We start from the raw sequence: 23,230 nt of genomic DNA on the forward strand, positions 1-23,230 counted from the left end.
TAACGGACCCCCTTTCCGAGTTCTTTCGAAGCTTTATCTTTTTCGTTGTGAAGCAGTATGCTTGTATAGTGTCATGAAAGATTCAGACTCGTCTCTCTCCATTCTACTTCTTGACCTCACCCGCCATATACTGGATGAGAGTGGTGCATCTGCGGAAAAGAAGCTCGAACTTCTTGAGCAATACTCAGATACCTTTGACCAGTTGTTAGCGAGTGATGAGTTCACAAGACTATCTTCTGAGCAGCTACGTGAGATAGAAACCCGTCACGAGCGAGTAATGACATGGGCTCGAAATTTAGAGACAGAATTTTCTCACGAGATGGTAGGCTTGAGAAAGAAAGGAGTGGGGCTGGTAAAGTACCTCGATGTCTTGCCGAAGCGACTTAGTGTAAGGAACGTTAAAAAGGGATAAGGAGAGCGCTCATGCAGCCTAGATACATTTGTTTATTTCATCTCGTACTCACGATAGTTGGATTCGTAAGTATTCCCTCTGTCTCTTCAGCAGATGTCACACTTCATATCACGAGTCCACGTGGCGAAGGAAAGATTCTTGTAAAGAATGGGATGATCCGTATGTTCGGGAGTAATGGGCAAGGGGATGCAGCAGGTGAAATGATCTTTAAAGGTCCAAAGGAAGGAATCATCGTGGTTGATGCAAGCCGCAAAGAGGCTACGGTTATGACAGAGGCTGACTTCCAGAAAATGGGGCAACGGCTTGGAAACATCATGGCGAGAATGCAAGAGCAAATGCAGCATATGTCGGCCGAGCAACGTGAAAAGATGCAGCAAATGATGGGAGTAAAAATGCCATCCCAGGGACAGCAGCAAGAGGCCTCCTTGCAGGTCACCCAAACGGGGAAAACAAAGAAACTCTTAGGAACGGAATGCGCGCAGTATCTTGTTACGAGAAATGGGGAGATATCCTTTGAATATTGGATCGCTCCAAAAAGCTCGATAGATGGAGGAGAGGAGGCGGTACGTGCCTTCGCATCCATGGGAAATTTTTTCTCGAATCTTTTTGAGACACTCCATGAGACTCCCCTGCAGTCAATGTTAAACAATCCGTACGCTGCAATGGGTCAGATAGATGGTGTTCCACTCGAGACAATCCAATACAAAAATGGGAGCAAAGGCTCCTCGACGCTAATTACACGTATTACCCAAGAGTCGGTACCAGAAGGCCTCTTCCGTATCCCAGAGGGTTATAAAGTGACGCGTCCAGCTGATCAACTATAAGTGATGGAGGGGCTCAGGAGTTAGAGAGTCTTGTTTGCGATATGGGCAAGAAGACACTGGAGATCAAGAAGAGCGAAAAAGAGCAGAGATGAATATTATCACTCGCTATATTTATCACCAGGTTATCAGGAATCTAGCGCTTAGTGTTTTTATCTTCAGTGCACTGTTTCTCTTTGTTGATTTCTTTGATCGTATAGATTCTATTCTTGAAAGAGAGTCATCATTCGGGACTATGCTCTCATACTTTTCGCTCAAGCTCCCATATTTTCTTCTGATGACGCTTCCCATCAGTATGCTGGTAGCTGCTCTTTTTACGATCGGACTTCTAACACGAAGTTCTGAGTTGACTGCAATGCGGGCCTCTGGATTTACCCTTTTTTCTTTGTCTCGCCCAATCTTTGTTGTTGGTTTAGGTGTGTCCTTATTCTCTTTTTTATTGAGCGAAACCGTTATCCCATACTCTCAGCGTCGCGTGCACGAAATGTGGAATGTGGATATTAAGCAACGCGATCAGGATGGCCATTACGACCGTCGTAGATTTTGGTTTCGAGAGGGCGATGATTTCTATTCTATTTCATTATTTGACTCCAGGGAGAATGCACTTCTTGACCTCTCTATTCTTTCACTTGATAGTTCTTTTTTAATGCGACGAAGACGAGATGCTCATAAGGCAGTCTATCTGAGTGATTCTCTTGGTTGGAATATGAGTGGTGTTGTGGAAAAGAGCTTTGACAGTCAGGGAATGAGTAACAAGCTCGACTTTCAATCTTTACCCCTTCCGATTAGTGCTAGTCCAAAAAAGTTCTATATTACGAAGACGGATCCTGCGACGATGAGTTATCGTGAATTAAAAGAGTTTATTCAAGAGCAAGAGAGGAATGGGCTATCTACCACGAGCTATCTTGGTGATCTGTATTCGAAGTTGGCCTTCCCTTTCATTAATCTCATTGTTCCTTTATTAGTCATCCCGTTTGCGGTTGGCTCAAGTCGAACAAAAAGTCTGGCAGGAGCAGCTCTAGCGGCAGTGATAACGGGCTTCTCGTACCACATTATTCACTCTCTTGCGATTGCATTATCAAGAGCTGAGCTTTGGCCACCATTGCTGTCAGCATGGGCAGCAAATATTGTGCTCTCGGCAGTTGGTCTGGTGCTCTTTCTAGGTGCTGAGGCACCGGAATGATGATTGGAGGAATAAAAATGGCTTGTCTGAGAAAGGGAGTTATATCAGTTTTTTTCGTTTCACTGTTCTTGGCTGCTTCTGTATTGCAGGCAGAAGTAAAGAGAGAAGCGGTTCAGTATTATGATGGAGATGTTCCTCTTAAGGGCTATTTAGTCCTGCCTGATACCATCTATGCCACTGGTCAGACTCCTGCGGCTATACTTGTGCATGAGTGGTGGGGCCATGATGAGTTCATTAAAGAGGCGGCTATAAGACTCGCGAAAGAGCTCGGAATAGTAGCATTTGCCATAGATATGTTTGGCAATGGGCGAGTTGCGAAGCATCCGGAGGACGCTAAGCGCTTCTCAGGTGAAATTCTTAAGACGAAAGGGCTTAGAGAGAAACGGTTTCGTGCGGCATTGAAGTATCTCTCATCGCATTCAGACGTAGATAAGGAAAAGATTGTTGCTCTCGGTTTTTGCTTTGGCGGTAGTACCGTGCTGGATATGGCAAGACTTAATCTTCCGCTTTCGGGAGTTGTGAGTTTTCATGGGGGACTCGATTCAAAGATTGAAGGTGGTAAGATCGCATCTCGCATACTGGTGTTCGTTGGAGAGCATGACACGCTCATACCAAAGGAGGAGCGAGAGAGGTTTCAGAACGAAATGCGGCAGGCAAACGCTGACGCAGAGCTTCTGGTTTTGGCGGGTGCACGGCATAGCTTTATGAATCCAAGAGCGGATGAGTATAAAAAGGAGTTCGGATTGGATATGGGATACCATCAGCGTGCAGCTGAGCTTGCATGGTCTGGAACCTATGCGTTTATTCGGCAGCTTTTCCCGAGAGATAAGCGTATTGTAGAGGAAAAGCCTCCGTGCATCGGATGTGGAATATGGGATGAATCGAGCTCTGTTAAGGGTTGAAGAGCTGTGTCAGACTAAGGCCATGATCGTAAGGTCATGATCATAAGGCTATGATCATAAAGCTGTGATCTTAAGGCTGTGGTCAATTGTAATGGGGAGAGCATGAAAGAGTTAAAAGTAATCCGAGCAGGTTTTCTTCTATCCAAGATGAGACAAAATCTTGTGGACAGTACTCGCATTGGAGTACTCGCTATTTCCTTATTCGTAACTGGTTTCGTCGGCGGATGTGGTTATCAGTTTCGAGGCTCAGAGAGCGCTCTACCCCCAGATATCCGTACCGTTTATATTCCAAGGGTATCGAATCAGAGTACGGAAGCACAGGTGGATAATCTGCTTACAGAGGCATTGCGTGACGAGTTTGAAAGGTATGGTGTGCTCACAGTAGTAGATCGCGCATCTGAGGCCGACGCAACACTCGATACGACTATTAGCAGTGTGCTTCAGGAGAGAGGAGCCACGACGTCTAACACCGATATTGCACTGCAAATGTTTACGGTGATGACCGTGGAATCTGAATTGAGACGGCGTAATGGGGTGCTCCTTTGGAGGACGGGAAATCTGCGTGTTTCGAAAGCATTTGGAGCTCAGAGTGGAGTTGTCGTGACCTCTTCGGCTGACTTTGCTGGCGGGTCGATGGGAACATCAGACTTTTCTAATCTGAGCGACCGAGAAGTGAGTCGAGGACAGGAACAACAGGCGCTTGAGGATCTGACATCAACGGTAGCTCAGCGAATTTATTCAGAAGCTGTACTTCCTGAGTTCTAACGGACTTGCCTTTTTAGAGTATCGAGTGGATGCAAACTATATTCTTGCATGGTTAGTTGGAATTGGAGCGGTATTAACTGCTCTCCGTACTCGGGGTCGCAGTGAGATAGAGTTACGGACACTATTTTGGTGCGCTATTCTTATACTCGCTGCTCTCTCAGTTGGGGCACTTTTTTTGCCCTCTGTTATAGGCTATCTCGTCTTTCTCCCATGGCTTTTCGGAATCATACTTCAGCAGATACTCCTCTCTAAAGTGATCATGCTCTTTGAAGAAGGGGAGCTGGAGCGTCTCTCCAAGCTTTTACACCGTGTATCTCTCGTTCCTCTGTTTAGGATCTGGGGCCACTTATGGAAGAAGCTTATTTTCATCGAAAAGTCGTTTTCATTTGAAATATCACAAAGTGAGCAAGAGATGCTGCTCCAAATAGCAACTACTCCATCCTTTGTTGCTATTTATGCAAGAGCACGACTGCTCTTTTTTTCACAGGCATGGGATGAATTAGAGAAATTCTCGAGAGTAATTTTAGAAGATGGGGCAAGACGATATTCTCCTTTTTTCATGCAAATGAGACTTCTTGCGCTGCTCTTCCAAGGCAGACGTGATGTTTTTGAAGAGGTGCTGCAGAGGTATATGACCACTCTTCCTTCACAAGCCAGTCGTGAACGTATGGTAAGATGTCTTCGTTCTTATGCTCCCGAAGAACTACACTCTGCTCTTTTCGCTTCCGTGAATGTATCCGTGAAGGATGACTCGGCTCTTCCACAGGGAATGCCTTTAGGCGTTCAGATAATTCTTGGCATCCTTTTGAGTGGCTTCTTTGCGCAGCTTCTATTTGGTCATGAACGCGTGCTCTCACTATTTGCCTTCGATCCATATCTTATTATTGTTTATGATCAGTGGTGGAGACTTCTTACCTGTGGATTAGTGCACGCCGGCGGGCTTCACTTTCTCTCAAATAGTCTTGGAATATTCCTGCTTGGGCCGTTTCTTGCTCGATACATGGGCAATATAAGATTTTTGTCTTTTTTCATCCTTGCAGTAATAGGCGCTTCGCTTTGGATGTTGATGCTCATGTGGTTCAGCTTGATTGATCCAAAGCCGATGATTGGTGCATCAGGTGGCGTTATGGGATTAGTCGGCGGCTACTTTTCTTTCTACATTATCTCTTATTGGAAGTCGGGCTCTTTGTATCATCGAGAGCAGTTGAAGTCTGTGCTTGTTATCATAGCGCTACAGACTCTTTTTGATATCTCAACCCCACAGGTTAGCTTCCTTGCTCACTTCGGTGGGCTTCTCAGTGGTATTTCCCTCTTCTTCTTTACTTCTCTTTTTTCTCGCCGAGTCTGGGAAAAAGATTCTTAAGGATGACAAGCTTCGGGCAGGATTAGATTGTGCGTCGGTATGATCTCTCGGAGCGAGTGAGAGAGAAGTTCCCAGTCAAAGTTCCATGGGTCTGTTTTTCGCGTTGGGGCGATATGTCGATGACCATAGATGGAGGTAATCGGGTGACGATTTATAATTTCGACGCATAGGGATACGAGAGACGTGTATTGCTCTTCTGTAGGTGACGTTGTCTCTGAGCCGACAAGCTCAATGCCAATGCTAAAAGCATTTACTCCCGTCTTGCCATCGTGCGGCAGGACGCTCTCTCCTGCATGCCATGCTTTCAAATGTTCAGGAACGAGACTCCAGATTTCTCCATCAAGTCCGATGAGGTAGTGAACGGAAAGCTCAAGCTTTTCAAGGCAATCTTTGCAAGATTGGAGCGAGTAGGGGTCTTCTGTGCATTGAGGATTATGCATCGAATGGAGGATTATCGATTGAACGCTCTCCCCGACCGGACGCTCTTCATAGTGCGTTTCGGGAAGAAAATTCTGTAACGGCTGACGGGCAGATTTCAAGATGCTCCGGCTGTTATAATGATAATCCGTGGTTCATGCTCTCAAGGCGACCGTTCTTGTCAGGAGAGCGACTTTGCTTCCTTGCTGCAGCATCTCGATAGGAACCCCTAGAAAGCGCTAAGGGAAGGCACTGTTCGTTTAAGCTATGCACTGTTAAGCTAAGCACTGTTAAGCTAAGCACTGTTAAGCTGTACGCTGTTAAGCTATGCTCTGTGCTTGCTGAACGAGGCGTGCAACCTTTCTGTTCGCGTTGTTCTTATGGTAGAGCCCAGAGCTCGCAGCTTTCTGGATAGCAACTTCAGCGATTTTAACAAGCTCTTGTGCTTGCGTCTTATCTTTTAACTCAATAGCAGCCTTTGCCTTCTTAATCGCAGTTCGAACTGAGGCGCGAGCGACTCTGTTTCTGTCTCGTATTTTTTGGTTTTGACGCATCCTTTTGAGCGCTGACTTATGATTTGCCATTCTAGCCTGTTCTTTACGTTGTTATTAGCCTGTTAATAAAATCCTAAGGGCGGGCGTTTAAAGTTCCATTAGAAGCTTTTCATGTCACTACGCCCCAGTCTGTGCTAGGGGAACAGCTCCTCTAAGCCCTTCCCATCTGCATCATGGTAATGCTCTGGTCAAAGAAAATCAACTTTTGGCCATGCTTTCACGGACTTATTTGCCCATAGAGGGCTGATAGGGTTCATCTCCTCCCAGATGAGCGGAGCTCGTTCGAGCTCGAGAGCCACTTAGGGGCCCCGTTCTCGAGCTAATGAAGAAAGCGAAAGCTATTGAAGCAAGAGGCTCCTACTTGAGGAGATGCCAATAGGGACCCGATACTAACAGGGACCCTTATCGGGAGCTTTGCTTTGGCCCTGTAACCCTTGGAAATAATTGCTCATCCCATGCAGGGGTCGCTCCCTTTTGTCCTTGATAGTGGCCTTTTCCATTCTCGCCGTAGGCCACCTTTGGCTCGGCCTCCATTGTAAGAAACACAAGTTGAGCTACTGGCATACCGGCTGCGAGTTCTCGCGGATATGGGCCGAGATTTTGGAGCTCCAGCGTTACCTGACCCTGGAAATTACAGTCAATCCACCCGCTCAGGCTGTGGTTGAGCCAAAGCCGACCGAGCGAACTTTTGAGCTTTAGGTCACAGACCACATTTCGTGGCAACTGAATGACCTCAGCTGTTGTCGCTAAAATCACCTCGCCTGGGAAGAGTGTAAAGTGATCAGCCCGAGTTTCTTCAGGATCACGGGTGGGGCATATCCAGTGATTTCCGAGGGTAACATCATAACTCGCAGGATTGACCTGCTCTGGGTTAAAGGGCTGAATGCCCCCATTGGAGCCGAACTCATGTATCCAAAAATCTGGTTTAATCATGCCCCAGATAATAAGAGCAACTGTCGGCTCAGGTCAAACAAATCAGCAGCTGAAATTGATATAGGCATGAAAAAATTGTGGGGTAAGGACCTTATGGGGTAGGCTGAATGATAGTATGAGCCAGTTCGATGTTTCTCATGAGGGTAAGCCCCTGTTTATAAAAACCCTGTTGGTGGAGGATGACCCAAGGCACAGTCTGCTCATTCAGCGTGCTCTTGAGCCAGTCGTGCACTCGCTTGAGATCGCGCGGACGGTTTCGGAGGCGAGGACGAAGCTCTCCTCGTGCCATTTTGACCTTGTTGTAACGGACCTCAGTTTGCCGGACTCAGACGGGGTTACCCACGTAAAAGATTTTCAGGAGATTCAAGAGGGAGTTCCTGTCGTCGTGCTCACGGTTACTACTCGGATTGAGAACGTGGTTGCAGCTATGCGATTTGGTGCAAAGGACTTCATTCTAAAAAGTTTCGAATCTGACTTTCGCGAGCTTCTTCGTCTTTCTCTCGCACGAGTGCATGCCTCTCTACAGTTGGAGCAGGAGCGGAAGAAGCTACAAGTGGCAATAGAGAATAGTGATGATGGATTGGCTCTTGTAACTCGTGATGGAATTGTCCGTTACTGGAATCGAGCCTATGAACTATTTTTTACGAGGTGCGGAGGGGAAGCGAATAATCTCTTTTCGTTTGATGTGCATAGGCTCACGCATGGAAACTCGTTGAAGGATCAATTGCGGATGAAGCTCGGAACTCTTTCGGGGGGAGCTGTCTGGAATACGGAAGTGAGTCTATGTGGGAGTGAATTCAGGGCCTACGGAGTGACATTATCTGGACTTGATGCAGAGCTTGGGTATGGAAGTGTTGAACGGGCTGGACTTCTGCAAAAAGAAAATGGCAAGGCTCAACAGACAGACGGTGAAAGAGAGCTTGTTCTTTGGGTGCGGGATATCACTGAAATGAAGAGGCGCGAGCGATTTCAGCGAGAGCTTCTTTCAACGACAACTCACGATTTAAAGGGACCGATGGGGGCTATTATCACCGGAGCTGAGCTTGTCAGTAACTTGGTACGTGAGCACGAGAAAGCATCGCAGATTCTTCTTCGAGTTCAGTCGGCGGCACATGGCGTGGTCAATCTCATCGATGAGTTTCTGAGTGCACGTCGTATTGAAGAGGGGAACCTCGTGCTTCGCCCCACCTCTCAGAGTCTTTCGCGGCTTCTAGAAGAGATCGAAGGAAATTACCAGACGATTGCAGACTCTCGAGGAATAGACCTGCGTTTTTCATTCCCGAGGGAAGTTGAAGTTCAAGTGGATAAGATTGGATTTATACGCACTATGGGTAATCTTTTGAGTAATGCGCTCAAGTTTACTCCCCGCGGAGGGATGGTACAGGTCGAGGCTTCGCTGGGAGAGGAGGACGACCTGTGTGTTGTTGTAACTGATACTGGTTCGGGAATTGAAGCGGCTGAATTGAGCCGAATTTTTGACCGGTATGCCCGCCTTGACCGTCATCGCGAAATTTCAGGAACAGGACTTGGATTATTTGTTGTGAAAAGTATTGTTGATGCTCACGGGGGTTCAATTCAGGTTGAGAGTGAGACACGACGTGGAACCCGATTCACGCTATACTTCCCAAGTTCACCGCCTGTGAATGAACGGGGGGAGTTGATAAGTCTGGTCTTCTCTGATGAGGAGCGAGAGATGCCCCTTGAACCATAATCATAAAATGATGCAGTATAGAGTCGAGCATGACTTCGTGATAGGTGAATGGAAGTGCTGAACAGCACCTCCGCCCGAAAGAGATTGGGTACCTCGTATCAGGAGCTACGCTAGGAAGTACATTTATCTCAAGGAAAAAAGTAGATGATGAGTATACGATCTTTCACAAGACATTTCTTCTTATTCGCAGTTGTGGTGGGCCTCGGGTTTTTGGCGAGCTGTGCGCCAAGAGGAGAAACGAAGTCGCTTGACGAAGTATTTCAAATTGCAAAAGCAAGATATGAGCGCGGACTCGCCTCAGCAGAATTAAGCACTGAGACATCCGAAAAGCTTACTCAACTTACTGGCATAATGGATAGCCTTCTACAGGCAAGTTCAGATAATGAAGTGGTTGAGGCAGCGACTCGGGCGGAGGCTTTGCTTGGCGAGCTTGTAACACAATCTGCTTATACGAACCGTCCTGCGATGGGAGAGATATCGAAAGCGTATCGAAGCTTAACAGGGCTGAGTGGACGTGAGGTGCCGTTATCAGTGAGCGCCGATCCATCGACTTCTCGGGCCGTGCAAGACGCTGGCGGGATCACCAATGCTGATACGAGAAAGCTACTCGTGGCGCGCTCCTATAATTTACTTGCTCAAGAGCTAGAAACGACTTCTTTTCAGGTAGAGAAGGCGGGAGTCTAGTACCGACCAGCGGGATTGTAGCAAGGATAATGGAGTTTCATCTTTAGCGCTGATTCAATCAGAAGAAACCCAGTGAGCTGCGAGGGAGGGAGTATCAGTCGTTGTGGATAGAGTGCATTAAGCAGGGCATAAGGCAGGCAAACGCGTCTCTTTTAGGCTCCAATAGCTTCTTCTTTTCTCGAAGTTTTTAGACGTTTTCTGAGACGACCCAGCCGCGAAGCAGGTCCTTTACTTCGATCAATGCAGAACTTTTGTAATGCTTTGATGAGCCCTTCTTCTCCACCTTTTGCAAATGTCTGGGCCAGGTCCGCTGAGACCCGAAACCCTCTGAGGGCACGCGGGACTTCTCGTTCTGCGGTTTCGAACTGTTTTGCTTGTCTCATCAAGGTGGCGACTTTATCGAGGCTCGACATGAGAATCGCAATGAGCGCTTCATTGCGGTCTTTTGCTTGCCTTACCGATTCAGCGATCGGCTCTCCCTTCGTGGCACCGATGACAGCCGCATCCACTGTATCCATCGTGAATGGCTTTACAAGATATCCTCGAGCGCCAAGACATAAGAGGTCAAAGACGTCATCTACGCTTGGTTCAAACGAAGTCGGTATCAGTATTAAACGGGAGTCCAGTTCCATGGCCTGACTGACGAAGTCTCTCGGCGGCATGTTCGTTTTTTTTGCATCGAAAATAATATGAGTAACTGGCCTTGTCTGAATCTTTTCAATGGCAGCTGCATGACTTGGAACATCGGTTATCCCGCCAAAGCCAAGCTTTTGGAGTGTTGAGCGCATGTTGTGTCGTTGGGCAGGATCGGTCTCAACGACTAATATTAAGGCTTTTTTCCGTTCCTTGGGGGTAAGATATAATTCGTTTTCGTAATGGCTCATCTACCTCGCACCTTCCTGCATTAGGAAACTGAATCGACTTCCCACGACTCAACTTCTCTTCCTTTCTAGAGAGTCGGCAGAGCACGAGGTGAACTTGAAGGGATAATTTGACTATTTTTGAAACGATATTTGGTTGGCCGAGTTGCCTCATGAAGTTTCTTGGTTCGGTCTAAGAGCGCGATAGTGCTTCTTTTTTGGTCGCTATAAGAGAGCTTCGTTGCTTGAGGGTGGGGTAATAGTCCCCGAGCCGAAACCCGTGCTCTCCGCCAAAGTGAACGAGTTTCTGAAGGAGTGAGCTAGCCCCACTGCTGCCCATATTGCAGCCACTCATCAGTTCTAATGCCAAGGCGTCTGCCTCTATTTCTTGTCGATAGTCTGAATGAGTGGTCTCTGTCATTTCATTATGTCGGAGCATCCGGTGGGCGATCTCATGAGCAATAATAAAAGCAAACTCCTCATCATCTCCGATCAGATTGAGAATGCCTGTTGAGAGAATAATTTCTTCTTTTGGCTGAAGGGAGGCCATAGGCAGCGATGCGGTAATTACCTTAATGCGAGGCTGAAAGCCGAGAAAAGAGTACGTATCATCCCCGACAAGAAGATGGAGAATCCGGCTTCCTTCCTCTTCCCATGATGTCGTTGTGCTTTGAACGTGTGCCTCGGCAGTATCGACTTCGATTCTATTTGGAGCTGTATTCGTTAGGGGGAAGGAGTTGGAAATGGGAGATGCAGATGCATTTGCACCGAGGAGTAAAGCACTAAGGAGTACAAAAGTGAGCAATAGAGGAGTGATTCTCAGCACTGAGCCCTTTCCCGTTTCTTTCGTTCGATACCTATTCCTACTCTTATTAGGAGTCCTTTCATGAGAGAGAGGATTCATCATCGGAATATCTGTTCGAAAACTTGATTGAGGAGCTCTTTCTGAGCAGTAGGGAGGAGGAGAGGCTGGGAGTGCTATGGCCCCTAGTGGAAATCTTCGTCAAAACCGCTTATCCTTAAGATCATGAGAATGATTGGGGTGTTATCGCCAAGAGTTCAGGAGGAGAGAAATGAGCCAGCAATCCCATCAAGAGATTCGTTCAGATATGAAGCGTCTTCTCTCAAATTTAGACGGTCGATGGATTCGGGCAGCCAGTAAACAAACTTCTGAGAGGCTTGTCTCAATTCTCAGTTCCAAACAGTTTCGTGGCTATTCTCATATTTTAGCCTGGACATCATTCTTTCCAGGAGAGGTGGACCTTTCGCTGCTGATCAGTGAGTTAGGCGATGAGCGCAGCTTTTACCTGCCCCGCTCGAACCCAGATTTTTCAATGGATTTCGTATCAATTGGACGAGATTGGACGCGGGAGGTTGAACCAGGAGGATTTGGAATACCTGAGCCGTGCTTTGAAGCTGGCGACTTGTATAGTGCTGAGCAAGATGCATCGCGGACGATTGTACTTGTTCCAGGACTTGCATTCGATAGAGTTGGTAACCGACTGGGGCGAGGTAAGGGATATTACGATAGGTTTCTTGGGAAGTCTGAGATGCGAAGCTCGGCTGTTGTGGGGGTTTGTTGGGAATTGCAGACGGTAGCAACGCTGCATCCGGCCCATCATGATGTAGCGATGGATTTTTTGTGCACCGAACAAGAATTGATTGTGTGTGCTGAAGCGGTAGAGGAGTAAGAGAAGTATGAAAATTCTCTGTGTGGGGGATGTTGTTGCGCGACCCGGAAGGGAGGTGCTTCAAAAAACCTTATCAAAGGTGCGAACGGAGTATGAAGTTGACTTCGTGGTGGTTAATGGAGAGAACTCAGCGGGAGGCTCTGGAATTGACCTAAAGTGTTACCAAGAGTTAGTAAAGGCAGGTGCAGATGTTGTCACGCTCGGAGATCATACGTGGCGTCGTAGTGAAGTTGCGACTTTGTTAAAAGGAGCGGAGTATTCGTGTATTTGCCCTGGAAATTATCCTATTGGAGAGGCGGCGGTTCGTGGTTGGATTATTCGGGAAATCAATGGAGTTCGTGTTGGGGTAATCAATGTGCTCGGTAGAACATTTATGTCGGGAGCACTTGATTGTCCGTTCCAGTATGTCGAGAGTGTAATTAAGAATCACTTTACGGATGTGCCGGTTCGAATTGTTGATTTTCATGCTGAGGCTACCTCTGAGAAGATAGCGTTTACTCGACACTTCGATGGTCGTCTTACCATGGTCTTTGGTACGCATACCCATGTTCCTACTGCTGATGCTCGCATCCTTTCTCGTGGTACAGCTGCAATTACCGATGTGGGAATGACGGGCTCTCATGCTGGTGTCATTGGGATGGATGCTCAAACTGCCATTGATCGATTTCTAACCGGTTTGCCGTCGAGTTACCGACCAGCAAAGGGGGGGCTTGAGTTCAATGCAGTTCTCGTAGAGCTTGATTCGAGAACATTGCAGCCATGCGGTATTCAGCGGGTTACATCTGCGCTACAAGATGATGATGAGAATGTTTCAGTAGCTTTATGAATAAACTCAAGAGCTTGCTGATGATTCTGCATCGCCAGAACCAAGCTATTCAAACAAGGTTATTTTTCTCTTTGCAAACAAACTCTTCGATAGCTCATCTATCTTAGAGTATGGTAATTTCTTGATGAAGGTCATGTCTGTTTATCAGAGGTTTGTTCAAATGAAGAAGATGCTTTTTCGTTCCATAGTTTTTTCGTTATTGGTCGTAATCTGTACAGGACTGTGCTTTGAGGCGAGCGCGCAAGATCAGCTGCCTCGGGATAACGGGCTTTCAACGTATCATGTGGCTCCACATTATCGAGATTCTGAGTCGCATCCACTTCGAGTTCTCTCCTACATTTTTCATCCAATTGGGTGGGTGGCCCGTGAGCTTGTTTTTCGACCGCTCAGTTATCTTGCTTCTTCGAGCGAGACCCATAGGAGCGTCATGGGGTATAGAGACCCGTTCGATTATCGACAACCTGAATGTTTCTCTTCGGACCACTCCTCTCCTGACTGCCGTAGTGTTATGCCGTATAACTACGATTCTATCACTCCGGAGGCAGTTGAGATGGCCATTGCAGAACCGGTAGTGGATGAGCCCATCAGGCAAGTATTTTTCCCTAATGTAAACTTTGATTTTGATAAGAGTGAGCTCACAGAGCTGGGCAAGGGCAGAGCTCGTCAAATAGCAGACCTCTTAGAAGATGAGAGTGATGTACATGTAGTGCTCGAAGGCCACACTGATTTCATTGGGACTGAGGAGTACAACGAAAACCTCGGCTCTCGGCGAGCAGAGTCTTTAAGGGAAGAGCTCATTGCCCTAGGCGTTTCGCCAGAGCGAGTTTCAACAGTTACCTTTGGAAAATCTCAACCGTTGGTAGCTGGAGAGTCGGACTGGGCTCGAGCAGTCAACAGACGTGTTGAAGTGCACGTTGACGAAGCGACACCCTCAGTACAGCCTTAAGCCATAATTGTTGTCTGACTCTTATAATCTTTTCCCGCTCCAAGACGATGAGCGGCGGGTATTTTTTATACTTGAGCGTCTTGCTTGATGTTGACAGGTCCCATTATGGCTACTGATCACCGAGTACCACTCGATCCTTTCCGGATTGGAATGGAGATTTTGGTGGTTCGACCAGGCCAATCCATTCAAGGGCTTTTCTCATTGGGGAGCGTTGCATGGCATGTTGCTCCATCACTTGTCTGAGGAGTTGCGTTTCTGACATGAGAAGAATTTGGTCTCGTTCAGCTTTTTGCTCCAGCTTCTCAACACGCTCTCGCAACCAGTCTCGTTCTTTCGTTACCTCTTGAATCCGTTCTTCTCGTAGCTCGATGATCTTTTCATTCACTTCATTTACCCGTTGGAGAACGATATTGTCTGCCCGCAGATGTATGAGTTCTTCTCTCTCATCTATAGTGAGAACTTCTTCATTTGTTTCTCTTAAAGGAGGTGACTCCTCATGTTGAGATGGCGACGAGGGAATCGGTGGTATTATTCGAGTCTTTGTATCAATAGGAGATGACACCTCCTGGCTATTTGGATCTGCAGCCGTATTAACGCTCTCGGCCGAAGGCTGAGGAGTTGCGCTCAAGTTCATCCGCTGCTCCGTTGTGGTATCGGGAGTGGGGGCGCATTGTTGAACACTCTCAGAATCATTTGAAGAAAGCTGAGAGTCTGAACTATTAGTAAGAGCACTTAATCCTGTTACGGATTCATTGCGAGATAAGGTCTCACTCTCACTTTGTGCCGAGACGTCCAGTTCAGAAGAGCCCGCAGAGTTCGGTGTTGAAGATACGGTAACGGATTCGCGCAGCCCCGAAGCCTCTTTACGGAAAACACGCTTGGTCATTGGGCTTTTTCCGAACACCTTTTCAAGCTCATTGGTAGAATAGAGTTTTAGACCGTCAGACTCTTTTTCAATTGAGAGATATCCTGCTTCTGCGAACCGAGCGAGTGTCTTGGCTGAGACTCCACACACATGCATCGCTTCCGCTTCAGATATAAAGTTTGTGAATCCCATTTCCGCTCTCCTTGTCGCTCTTTGCCACGAGCTTACAACAGATGTTTTATCTGACCAACCTCTAAGCCAAAAGATGGATAAAGAGTCCCCGTGGGGGAAAGGGGTCCTCATTGATACCCGAGAATCACCAGTTTGAGTGTGGAAAGGGTCTGCTGTTTGTAGTCAGACCGATAGGTTAGAGTCCCGCTTCCCTCAGGAAGAGCCCTTTTTCTTTGATGCCTTTGAGTCGGCAAGAAACGCGTAAGCGAATGCCAGCAGGGTGAGTGACGCCATCTGATGCTCAAGACCCGGCCACTTCGCGGTCTCAAGGGTAAGAAAAATACCGATACAAATGAAGAAAAACTGCTTAAACATCACTCTTACTATCCCTTGGGTCAGGTTACTCCGCTTGAGGTAGAAAATGGCATTTCGCCTGCCTCTTCAAGCATTCCCAACCACTTGTGTGCCATCGGGGGATAGGCGAGTTTGCTAAAGGGTTTGGCGCATAAAATGGCGGTTTATTGTAGAGCGATAAATTAATTGGGATAACTAGCTGAGAATCCGAAGAATATCTTTTTTAATCTCCCTTATCGGGAAAACTATGCTACCTGCTTCAGAAAAAGTTTATAACCTTGGTTATCGGTGGTGAGACAAGTGGATGCCTATCTTAAATTCAATACCTTAGAGAGGTATTTCAATGGAGCTGCATCAGCATGGTCAGGTTAAAGAGAAAACGAAAGAAAGAGTCCATTACAAGTACCTTCTTACGATGGATGGAGAGGACCGGGACAGAGGAAGAGGAGCAGGTGAAGGTAGTTGAAGCCTCCCAGCGTGTGCTGCTTGATGCTCTTGTTGGCGTAGTCGGTGAAGCAAAAAGCCTAACATACCAGTTCGAGCACGGGACGCTCGTTCGACTCATCTCGGGAGAGAACGACGGTATTACTGTAGAGTGGAATGTCGGAACAGAGGGTGTGCAAGCCGAAGCTCAAAACAGCACGGAACTTTATGAGGTTTGTTTTCCTACTCAAAAAAACGCTGAGAGTGAGTTCCAGTACCAGGTACGGGTTCTTGAGGGGTTAGATCGGTTCGTTGATTCAATTGCCGTCGCGACCTTAGTCTCTAGAGAGAGCTCAGCCGACTGAGTGATCAGTTGCTATCCGGAGAAGAAGAAACACAGAGGCCTCCTTCTGTGCAAATCTCTGAATTTATTTACAATAGCAGATTGATGGCGATTATTTGGTTTAACTCCGCGAATCATGTACTCTTTTATGGTAATCGGGGCATTTGTATTGAGGGTATAGCGTGACCGTTGTTGAGGGAGTTCATAAGGAGTTCAGTATAGACGAGCGAGGGACACGGGTTCTCGCCCGTATTCTCACGAATCTTGGCGCTCCTCCGTTTACTTTTTTCCTTACGGCACTGGTAGTTGCTGTTGCGGTAACCGTGGGATTTTCCACTCCCTTTTCAATAATGGACCTCTCCTTTGTATCAACCTCAGAGGTATTTGAGGGTGGAGAAGAGGTGGTCCAAAAGCTCTTAATGAAAACCAACCGAGTTGGCCACGTCTTCAATCCTTTTGATGTCGCATACCTTGTTGGGCTTGTTGGTGGATGTATTCCGCTGCTCGCGCTGCTCATATTGAGGGGTTTTGGTTTCATTAAGAGCCTTGACCTGAATACCTCTGGTGAGCGAACTGTTGGATTCCTTCTCGCGTGTGGAGGTGCCATTTGTTTGCTTCCAGTTCTCGCTACCGTTGAGGCCCCAGCGCTGTTCTCTGTTTTCGTTCTTGCACATATTTTAGCAACGGCTCTCATGTTCGTATTAACTCTCGTTACGATGAAGCGAGGATGGAAAGCGAGTGTCCACAGCGGTGGAGTTGGATGTCTTTTCTATGTCTCACTCCAGTTTCTCCCGTGGTCGATGTGGCTTCTTTCTTTATTTTTACTGTTGTTGGTAAGTTGGACTCGGCTGTATCTCGATCGACATACCCTTAGTCAGGTGGTGGTTGGGGGAGCGTGGGGATTCCTCTCGTATGCTCTCGTCTTTGCGCTATGTGGAGTGACTCCGGTGCAGTAAAGAGGTGGGATTGGATCATGAAAGAATCTCCGAATAGAAAGAGAAATTTCCTACTCCGATTCGCTTGATTTTTATGTGGAAGCTGGCAAAACTCTCAGTACGAGTTTGAACTCTGGATTTGAAATTGGCAGACGAAAAAAAGGATAAGCACGCTCAGGAGCAGGATGTGGGAGAAGTAAAGATAGACAGTGCTCTCATGTTTGAGATTGAAGAGGAAGGACGACATACTTCTTCCGTTCGTCCGTTTCCAGGTCATGTAAGCGAGAGAATTCAGCGTGCAGTGAGTCTCGCATTGAATCTCATCCCAGAAAATAATAAGCAGGCGCTCAAGAGAACCTTTTCTTTTTCTCCCCTTGTTGATTTTCTTACAAGTCAATCCTCTAGCAATCATCGCCCGTGGGTAGCCCTGACGTCTGAAGAGTCCAAGGAGGACAATCACTTGGATGCCAAGCGGGCTATTCGCGAAATCACTCTCACAGGAGATGCGCAAGAAGGAGATGCGCAAGAATCTCCGAGCAGTGATGGAGCGACAAACCCAAATTTCCGTTTTACTCCAGCCGGAGTGCGTTCGCCCGATTCAGTAAGCCCTGAGGAATTAAACGATGCGCTCAGAGCCCTTCGCGGCTATCAAAAGCGAGCGGATAGACGAAATTCTAAGAAGAGATAGTCGATCTCGGAGATATAGGCATTACGGTGTATCACCAGTCCTGTATTATTGCTCAGTTATATTTTTGTTCAGTGAAGCGTATCTGCAACTCGGAAGGGTCAATAGCGAAATAAATGATCTTTCGGTATGTTTTCCGAGCTTTGCTCGACTACTGTTGGAAGTAGTGAGTAGGACTGTATCTATAGGAAGATTATATGGCAGAGAGGACACTCGTTTTCGGAGCAACTGGAGGGATTGGTAGTGAAGTGGCCCGGCAATTAGTTGCAAGGGGCAATCAAGTTTTCTTGTGTGGACGCAACCAGGAAAAGCTAGAGGTGCTTTCGAAGGAACTGGATAGTCCTTATGGTGTGTTCGATATGAGCTCTGTTGAATCGGTTGGCGCTGCGTATGAGGAGGCGGCAACATCTCTTGGAGCATTAAATGGGGTTGTGTATGCCGTCGGAAGCGTATTACTGAAACCAGCGCATCTTACGTCACCGAGTGAATTCTCTAAGGTGCTTGAGGTCAATCTGACTTCTGCTTTTTCAGTTTTGCATTATGGGGTGAGGGCGCTCAGGGACTCTGGGGGCTCATTCGTGTTTTTCTCATCAGCAGCGGCTTCTATCGGTCTTGCAAATCATGAAGCAATTGCGGCTGCGAAAGGAGGAATTGAGGCGATGGTGCGGAGCGCCGCTGCCAGCTATGCTGCACGAGGTATCAGAGTAAATGCGGTTGCTCCAGGGTTGGTTGAAACTCCACTTACAGAGCGCATCACAAGTTCTCAGGCGAGTCGGGAGTATTCCCAAAAGCTTCATCCTATTGGGCGTCTCGGTACTCCTCAGGATATTGCAAGTGGTGTTGTATGGCTGCTATCACCTGAGCAAACGTGGGTGAGTGGGCATATTCTACATATCGATGGAGGCCTTTCGAACTTGAAAGGATAGAGGAAGGGAAATATGAGTCGATTAAAACAGATACTTATTTTAATTGTGGGAATACTTGGCTTTTCGGGGTGTTCTCAAATGAAGGCATCACAGTTTGCCAACTATTCTCCACGGTTCTTGCCTGAGGAGTACTTTTTGGGGCGGGGTGAGGCACACGGAGTATTCTTTGATCGCTTTGGAAAGATGCGGAAATCGTTTGTACTCACTCTTGATGGGAGACAGGAGGGAGACCTTCTCATTTTAGCGGAAGACCTCAGGTACAGTGATGGAAGGCGTTTGCAACGGGAGTACCGTATTCAAAAGAAGGATGACCATCACTATACCGTCAAGTCAGAGGCATTTGATGGAGATGGAACGATTGAGTCATACGGAAATGTGTTGAACTGGAAATACGTATTAAAAGAGGAAATAGGAGGAGATATATGGCATCTCTCCTTCGATGACTGGATGTTTCTTCAAGAAAACGGAGTTGTCCTGAACAGAGCGTATGCTACAAAATTTGGCTTGTCTGTAGGAGAGGTGTTTCTGACGTTCCGAAAGAGTATTCATAAGGGTGAAGATGGCGGGAAATCGTAAGAAGCGCGATTTTCCAACGAAGATATGCCCTGTCTGCGAGCGACCCTTCGTGTGGAGAAAGAAATGGGCACGAGTCTGGGAGCAGGTGAAGTACTGTAGTGCAGCGTGTAGAAATAATCGGAGCGGTGATAGGAAAGGGGATAGTGATGCTGATGACCTCCTTAATGCTGACAGGATGCTACCCTCCGATCAATGATATTACGACGGACCCCTTCGATCCGCTTCCCCTCTACCGTCATGGCCAACAGGTGCCGTATCCAGAGCGGTTTGGTGACATTCAACGAAAAAAATATCCGCTCGTGAGGCCCCGTATATTTCAGGTATCTCCAACAGAACTCTTAGAGGTTATTATTACTGTGGTCAAAGATGAAACGAGTTGGTGTGATGTAAGGGTTGATGTGGATAATCTTCAGCTTACGGCAGTTGCTGTCTCTCGGCTGTTCCGATTTCGTGATGATATAGTGCTTCAGGTGCGATCGCTCGATGGAGAGAATGAGGCTATCGTACATATGCGTTCGCGGTCGCGAATTGGAAAAAGCGACTTAGGAGTCAATGCGAGGAGAATTACGAGTTTGTTTAGAGAAATTGAAAAGAGGCTTCAGCAGAATAATCGACTTGTGCCCCAGGAGGATGAGAGATCGTGAGAGGAGGTGATGGCCAGGCTCCTATTGTAACCGTTCGTGATCTGACGAAGGGGTATCCCGGCAGAGAAGAGCCAGTGCTGAACGGTTTGTTCTTAGAGGTGATGCGGGGAACATTTACTCTTATTACTGGGAAGAGTGGTCTGGGAAAAAGTAGTCTTCTTCACTGTATAGCGGGGCTTGAGAGTTATGAGTCGGGTTCTATAGTGCTCAATGGTGAGTCTTATGAGGGGAAGGGGATTGAGGAGTTAGCGCACATTCGCCTTCATCAGATTGGGATAGTTTTTCAGTTTTTTAATCTTATTAGTCATCTTACTCTGGCTCAAAATATTCTCCTACCAGCGGATATCGCTGGGATATCGAGGAGGAAAGTACGAGAACGGATGGAGTATCTTGTTCATTTTATGGGTGTAGGAACGATCCTTGACCGGCGCCCACATCAGGTTTCTGGTGGTGAGGCACAGCGTACAGCCATTGCCAGAGCACTTCTTTTGAGTCCAACTCTTATTCTAGCGGATGAACCCACGGGCAATCTTGATGAGGAGAATTCTCAACGAGTTGGCGAATTGTTTCAGGAGATTGTGCGTGAGACAGGAACTACACTGATTATGGTCTCCCATGATCGGGGATTTTCAGCGGATGCTGATAGAGTGCTCGAAATGAGTGCTCATGGAGTGTTGCAGTGAGGTTCTCCTCTCTTCTTGTTCGATACTCATTCGGTGTATTCGTACGAGAGCGAATTTTTACTGTGCTCGGGCTCTGCGCTATTGCTCTAGCGGTTTCGCTCTTTGTATCGATTCGGTTAGCAAATCAAGCGGTCTTGAAGGAATTTCAACAGACTGTTGATTTTCTGAGTGGAACGAGTGCTTTTCAGATTGTTCCGAGAAGTGAAACCTTTCAAGCGAATCTTGTTATTCCAAGGATTCGTGCCGTTGAAGGGGTTGAAGATATTTTTCCGTTTCGTCTCGGACAGGTTTGGATAGCAAATGGAGAACGCGTAGAGCAAATTACATTGCTGGGAATAGATCTTCTCCATAGTCGTATTGGTGAATTTGTTGGAGGTCTTGGGGGTTCTGAGAGAGAAGCAGGAAATGTATTTGACTTTTCTATACTTCAATATGGGCGGATTTATCTTGCTCCAGCCTTAGAGGGTTTTATTGAGGAGCAGTCGTCTACGTTTTTAGGAAAGCCGGGCGACACCCATAGGCTGTCTGTTTCACTTCTTGAGGCAGGCTCTCATATCTATGATGTATATGGTGAAAAAATAGCGATTGGAGATCTCTCCCTTGTTGATACCCTCCTTGGAACACCTGGACGGCTCACAGGGATAAATCTCTATCTTTCGGCAGAACGTTCTGACGAACAGGTAAAAAATCAGGTGGAGTCGATACTTCCAGGCAGTACATTCTTAACGACTCCTGCGCTTCGTTCGCAACATCTTGCTCAAACGAGTGAAGCGCTTCGGATTAATCTCGTATTTCTATCGGCTCTTTCTTTGTTTGTAGCCATATTGTTCGGATTTCAGATCGTGAGCTTGTTGCTCCTCAGGCGTCGCCGCGATATGGCAACATTTGTTTCAATTGGAGCGTCTCCGTCAGCACTTTCTCGGCTCGTGCTTGTGGAAGCACTTTGGCTTGGCGTGGCTGGTGGGCTTTTGGGAGGGGTTGGTGGTTATCTTCTTGGTCAGTACACCGTGAGTGCTGTGCGAGGTACAATACAGACCTTGTATATGCCACTTTTCTCTGAAGGTATCACTCCCGACATTGGCCCATTGTTCGAAGGTGCTGCTATTGGAGCGTTGATTGGTATCATTTCAGGAGCCTTCCCCGCGATTATGATTCGACGAAAGGCACCCCTCTCATATTTTTCACGTGAGCATCTGCGTCAGAGGCTTCTCATACATCCGTTTGTTGCAGGATGTGGAGCTGTTCTTCTTGCACTTGTGGCATACGGCACATCAAGCGAGTTGTTTATGCGAGGTGCCCTGTTGATGCCATTCCTTTCTCCTACAGCACTGAGTGCCAGTATTTTACTTATAGCACCGATTCTCCTCATTGTGTTCTTCTCAATTCTCGATCCGATTTCAGACAAGTTGAGTCCCAGTACCCAGATTGCTATGCAAAATATCAGAATGAGATTGGGAGACTCTGCGCTTGCTGTCGGAGCGCTATCAGTAACCTTTGGTTTATTGATTGGTGTCTCTACGATGGTCTCAAGTTTTCGAGTTACCTTTAATGGATGGTTAGAGACGGTACTTTCAGCCGATCTTTTTCTTACCCCCCAAGAGGGGCCGCATACTACGCCGGAGAAACTCCAGAGAGCAGTGAGGATGATGCATGAGAGTCAAGATACCGAGGGGGTGCAATCAGGACGTCAGCTGAGTTATGTGTATAAGGGCGAGCAAATTTTTATTCGGAGTATTGATGCTCCGTTAGCGCAACGTATGAATACGCTCGTGGTCTTGGGTGAGAAGCAAGTTCAGTGGAGTGATTTCATTTCTGGCAAGGGTGCTGTCGTGTCAGAAAGCTTTTCTCGAAAACTGAAGTTACGTGTAGGAGATAGTCTTTTTGTTGCGGGCGATGGAGAGGAGCATATTTTTGAAATTGTAGGTGTCATTCAAGATTTTTCATCAGATCTCGGAGCTATCCTTTTGGATCAGAATCGATACGAGGAAGTATTCGGAGATTCTGGTATATTTACGGGCATTTCGGTTTTTCTGCGTGAGGGAAGTGAGCCTCAGGATGTGAAAGAGTTGATAGAAGAACATTTCCCCGAACTCTTTCAGGTTACTGATCGAGAAGGGCTGCGACAGACTGCTTTGAAGATCTTTGACGGAACATTTACAATTACTTATGTATTACAATTGATTACCACCGCTATCGCTTCGCTTTTTCTGGTTTTACTCTTAGTAACATCTGTACTGGATGCAAAGAGTGAGCAGTTAACCTTACGCAGTATTGGATCACCGTACTCATTTTTACGACAACTTCTCATACGAGAGTCTGTGGGTGTCGTGGCAGCAGCAGCGATTCTTGGAATTTTCTTTGGTTTATGCCTGTCGTTACTTCTTGTGTATCGGGTGAATGTAGTATTCTTTGGATGGACTGTAGTATTTCTATTTCCATGGAGTCTGTTGGGCGCGTTCTTTTTCACGGTTCTGTTGATGGCGGTTATCGTTCCCTCAATTGTCGCCCACTATACCTTGCGAGAAATTCCAGTGGAGGTATTACGTTATGAGTAGGT

26 protein-coding genes are annotated in these 23,230 nt (G+C 47.0%); 20 read left to right on the plus strand and 6 right to left on the minus strand.

All coding sequences use genetic code 11. The features are described from left to right. Positions 1–73 precede the first annotated feature (73 nt). From EBR25_04045 to EBR25_04070, 6 genes are all read left to right on the plus strand, one after another. Complete coding sequence (locus EBR25_04045; protein ID NBW40160.1) at positions 74–412, plus strand: hypothetical protein; 339 nt, start codon at positions 74–76, stop codon at positions 410–412. A gap of 11 nt (positions 413–423) precedes the next feature. Further along, positions 424–1,236: a hypothetical protein gene (locus EBR25_04050; protein NBW40161.1), complete on the plus strand. Its 813-nt coding sequence runs from the start codon at positions 424–426 to the stop codon at positions 1,234–1,236. A gap of 34 nt (positions 1,237–1,270) precedes the next feature. Continuing rightward, a complete protein-coding gene (lptG, locus tag EBR25_04055; protein ID NBW40162.1) occupies positions 1,271–2,416 on the plus strand; it encodes an LPS export ABC transporter permease LptG in 1,146 nt (381 codons plus the stop codon). Then, positions 2,413–3,318: a dienelactone hydrolase family protein gene (locus EBR25_04060; GenBank protein NBW40163.1), complete on the plus strand. Its 906-nt coding sequence runs from the start codon at positions 2,413–2,415 to the stop codon at positions 3,316–3,318. Before lptG ends, EBR25_04060 begins: the two co-directional genes overlap by 4 nt. 102 nt (positions 3,319–3,420) lie before the next feature. Beyond that, positions 3,421–4,083, plus strand: a complete 663-nt coding sequence (locus tag EBR25_04065; protein NBW40164.1) for a hypothetical protein — start codon at positions 3,421–3,423, stop codon at positions 4,081–4,083. A gap of 25 nt (positions 4,084–4,108) precedes the next feature. After that, positions 4,109–5,446, plus strand: coding sequence for a rhomboid family intramembrane serine protease (locus EBR25_04070; GenBank protein ID NBW40165.1), 1,338 nt, complete (start codon positions 4,109–4,111; stop codon positions 5,444–5,446). On the opposite strand, the gene EBR25_04075 is transcribed toward EBR25_04070, so the two are convergent. From EBR25_04075 to dcd, 3 genes are all read right to left on the minus strand, one after another. Then, entirely contained in the window at positions 5,443–5,886 is a 444-nt protein-coding gene (locus tag EBR25_04075; GenBank protein ID NBW40166.1) for a hypothetical protein, read from the minus strand. The two genes, EBR25_04070 and EBR25_04075, sit on opposite strands and share 4 nt — an antisense overlap. 297 nt (positions 5,887–6,183) lie before the next feature. Beyond that, positions 6,184–6,447 (minus strand): 30S ribosomal protein S20, encoded by a 264-nt coding sequence (locus EBR25_04080; GenBank protein NBW40167.1) that lies wholly within the window; start codon positions 6,445–6,447, stop codon positions 6,184–6,186. 372 nt (positions 6,448–6,819) lie between these two features. Next, a complete protein-coding gene (gene dcd / locus EBR25_04085) occupies positions 6,820–7,350 on the minus strand; it encodes a dCTP deaminase (protein ID NBW40168.1) in 531 nt (176 codons plus the stop codon). A 115-nt stretch (positions 7,351–7,465) separates the two neighbouring features. Here dcd and EBR25_04090 point away from each other — a divergent pair, with 115 nt between their 5' ends. Next, on the plus strand, positions 7,466–9,061 hold the full coding sequence (locus EBR25_04090) for a response regulator (protein NBW40169.1): 1,596 nt from the start codon (positions 7,466–7,468) through the stop codon (positions 9,059–9,061). 144 nt (positions 9,062–9,205) lie between these two features. Then, positions 9,206–9,745, plus strand: coding sequence for a hypothetical protein (locus tag EBR25_04095; GenBank protein NBW40170.1), 540 nt, complete (start codon positions 9,206–9,208; stop codon positions 9,743–9,745). Between the two features lie 152 nt (positions 9,746–9,897). Here the strand turns inward: EBR25_04095 and EBR25_04100 are convergent, their stop codons facing one another. Continuing rightward, positions 9,898–10,629 carry a response regulator gene (locus EBR25_04100; protein NBW40171.1) on the minus strand — a complete coding sequence of 244 codons (732 nt, stop codon included), beginning with the start codon at positions 10,627–10,629 and terminating at the stop codon, positions 9,898–9,900. A 169-nt stretch (positions 10,630–10,798) separates the two neighbouring features. Then, positions 10,799–11,512: a hypothetical protein gene (locus EBR25_04105; protein ID NBW40172.1), complete on the minus strand. Its 714-nt coding sequence runs from the start codon at positions 11,510–11,512 to the stop codon at positions 10,799–10,801. A 166-nt stretch (positions 11,513–11,678) separates the two neighbouring features. On the opposite strand from EBR25_04105, the gene EBR25_04110 reads away from it, so the two are divergent. The 3 genes from EBR25_04110 to EBR25_04120 all read left to right on the plus strand — a co-directional run bounded on the left by EBR25_04110 (position 11,679) and on the right by EBR25_04120 (position 14,068). Further along, on the plus strand, positions 11,679–12,296 hold the full coding sequence (locus tag EBR25_04110; GenBank protein NBW40173.1) for a 5-formyltetrahydrofolate cyclo-ligase: 618 nt from the start codon (positions 11,679–11,681) through the stop codon (positions 12,294–12,296). Positions 12,297–12,303: 7 nt separating this feature from the next. Further along, a complete protein-coding gene (locus EBR25_04115; GenBank protein ID NBW40174.1) occupies positions 12,304–13,122 on the plus strand; it encodes a YmdB family metallophosphoesterase in 819 nt (272 codons plus the stop codon). 124 nt (positions 13,123–13,246) lie between these two features. Next, complete coding sequence (locus EBR25_04120) at positions 13,247–14,068, plus strand: OmpA family protein (protein NBW40175.1); 822 nt, start codon at positions 13,247–13,249, stop codon at positions 14,066–14,068. Positions 14,069–14,177: 109 nt separating this feature from the next. On the opposite strand, the gene EBR25_04125 is transcribed toward EBR25_04120, so the two are convergent. After that, positions 14,178–15,125, minus strand: coding sequence for a hypothetical protein (locus tag EBR25_04125; GenBank protein ID NBW40176.1), 948 nt, complete (start codon positions 15,123–15,125; stop codon positions 14,178–14,180). Positions 15,126–15,817: 692 nt separating this feature from the next. Between EBR25_04125 and EBR25_04130 the strand changes: the two genes are divergently transcribed. The 9 genes from EBR25_04130 (at position 15,818) to EBR25_04170 (ending at position 23,228) form a co-directional block, all read left to right on the plus strand. Next, positions 15,818–16,246 (plus strand): hypothetical protein, encoded by a 429-nt coding sequence (locus tag EBR25_04130; protein NBW40177.1) that lies wholly within the window; start codon positions 15,818–15,820, stop codon positions 16,244–16,246. A 160-nt stretch (positions 16,247–16,406) separates the two neighbouring features. Then, positions 16,407–17,180 carry a hypothetical protein gene (locus tag EBR25_04135; GenBank protein NBW40178.1) on the plus strand — a complete coding sequence of 258 codons (774 nt, stop codon included), beginning with the start codon at positions 16,407–16,409 and terminating at the stop codon, positions 17,178–17,180. Between the two features lie 124 nt (positions 17,181–17,304). Beyond that, positions 17,305–17,847 carry a hypothetical protein gene (locus tag EBR25_04140; GenBank protein NBW40179.1) on the plus strand — a complete coding sequence of 181 codons (543 nt, stop codon included), beginning with the start codon at positions 17,305–17,307 and terminating at the stop codon, positions 17,845–17,847. Between the two features lie 194 nt (positions 17,848–18,041). After that, positions 18,042–18,770 (plus strand): SDR family oxidoreductase, encoded by a 729-nt coding sequence (locus EBR25_04145; protein ID NBW40180.1) that lies wholly within the window; start codon positions 18,042–18,044, stop codon positions 18,768–18,770. A 12-nt stretch (positions 18,771–18,782) separates the two neighbouring features. Further along, the gene (locus EBR25_04150; GenBank protein ID NBW40181.1) at positions 18,783–19,346 is read left to right on the plus strand and encodes a DUF3833 family protein; all 564 of its coding nucleotides are present in this window, start codon (positions 18,783–18,785) and stop codon (positions 19,344–19,346) included. Continuing rightward, positions 19,330–19,542: a DUF2256 domain-containing protein gene (locus EBR25_04155; GenBank protein NBW40182.1), complete on the plus strand. Its 213-nt coding sequence runs from the start codon at positions 19,330–19,332 to the stop codon at positions 19,540–19,542. The genes EBR25_04150 and EBR25_04155 overlap by 17 nt, the downstream gene beginning before the upstream one ends. Beyond that, positions 19,493–19,990, plus strand: coding sequence for a DUF1499 domain-containing protein (locus EBR25_04160; protein ID NBW40183.1), 498 nt, complete (start codon positions 19,493–19,495; stop codon positions 19,988–19,990). Before EBR25_04155 ends, EBR25_04160 begins: the two co-directional genes overlap by 50 nt. Then, positions 19,987–20,673, plus strand: a complete 687-nt coding sequence (locus EBR25_04165; GenBank protein NBW40184.1) for an ABC transporter ATP-binding protein — start codon at positions 19,987–19,989, stop codon at positions 20,671–20,673. Before EBR25_04160 ends, EBR25_04165 begins: the two co-directional genes overlap by 4 nt. Next, a complete protein-coding gene (locus EBR25_04170; protein ID NBW40185.1) occupies positions 20,670–23,228 on the plus strand; it encodes an ABC transporter permease in 2,559 nt (852 codons plus the stop codon). The genes EBR25_04165 and EBR25_04170 overlap by 4 nt, the downstream gene beginning before the upstream one ends. Positions 23,229–23,230 lie beyond the last annotated feature (2 nt).

It is taken from the genome of bacterium, from assembly GCA_009926305.1.
Classification (GTDB): domain Bacteria; phylum Bdellovibrionota_C; class UBA2361; order UBA2361; family RFPC01; genus RFPC01.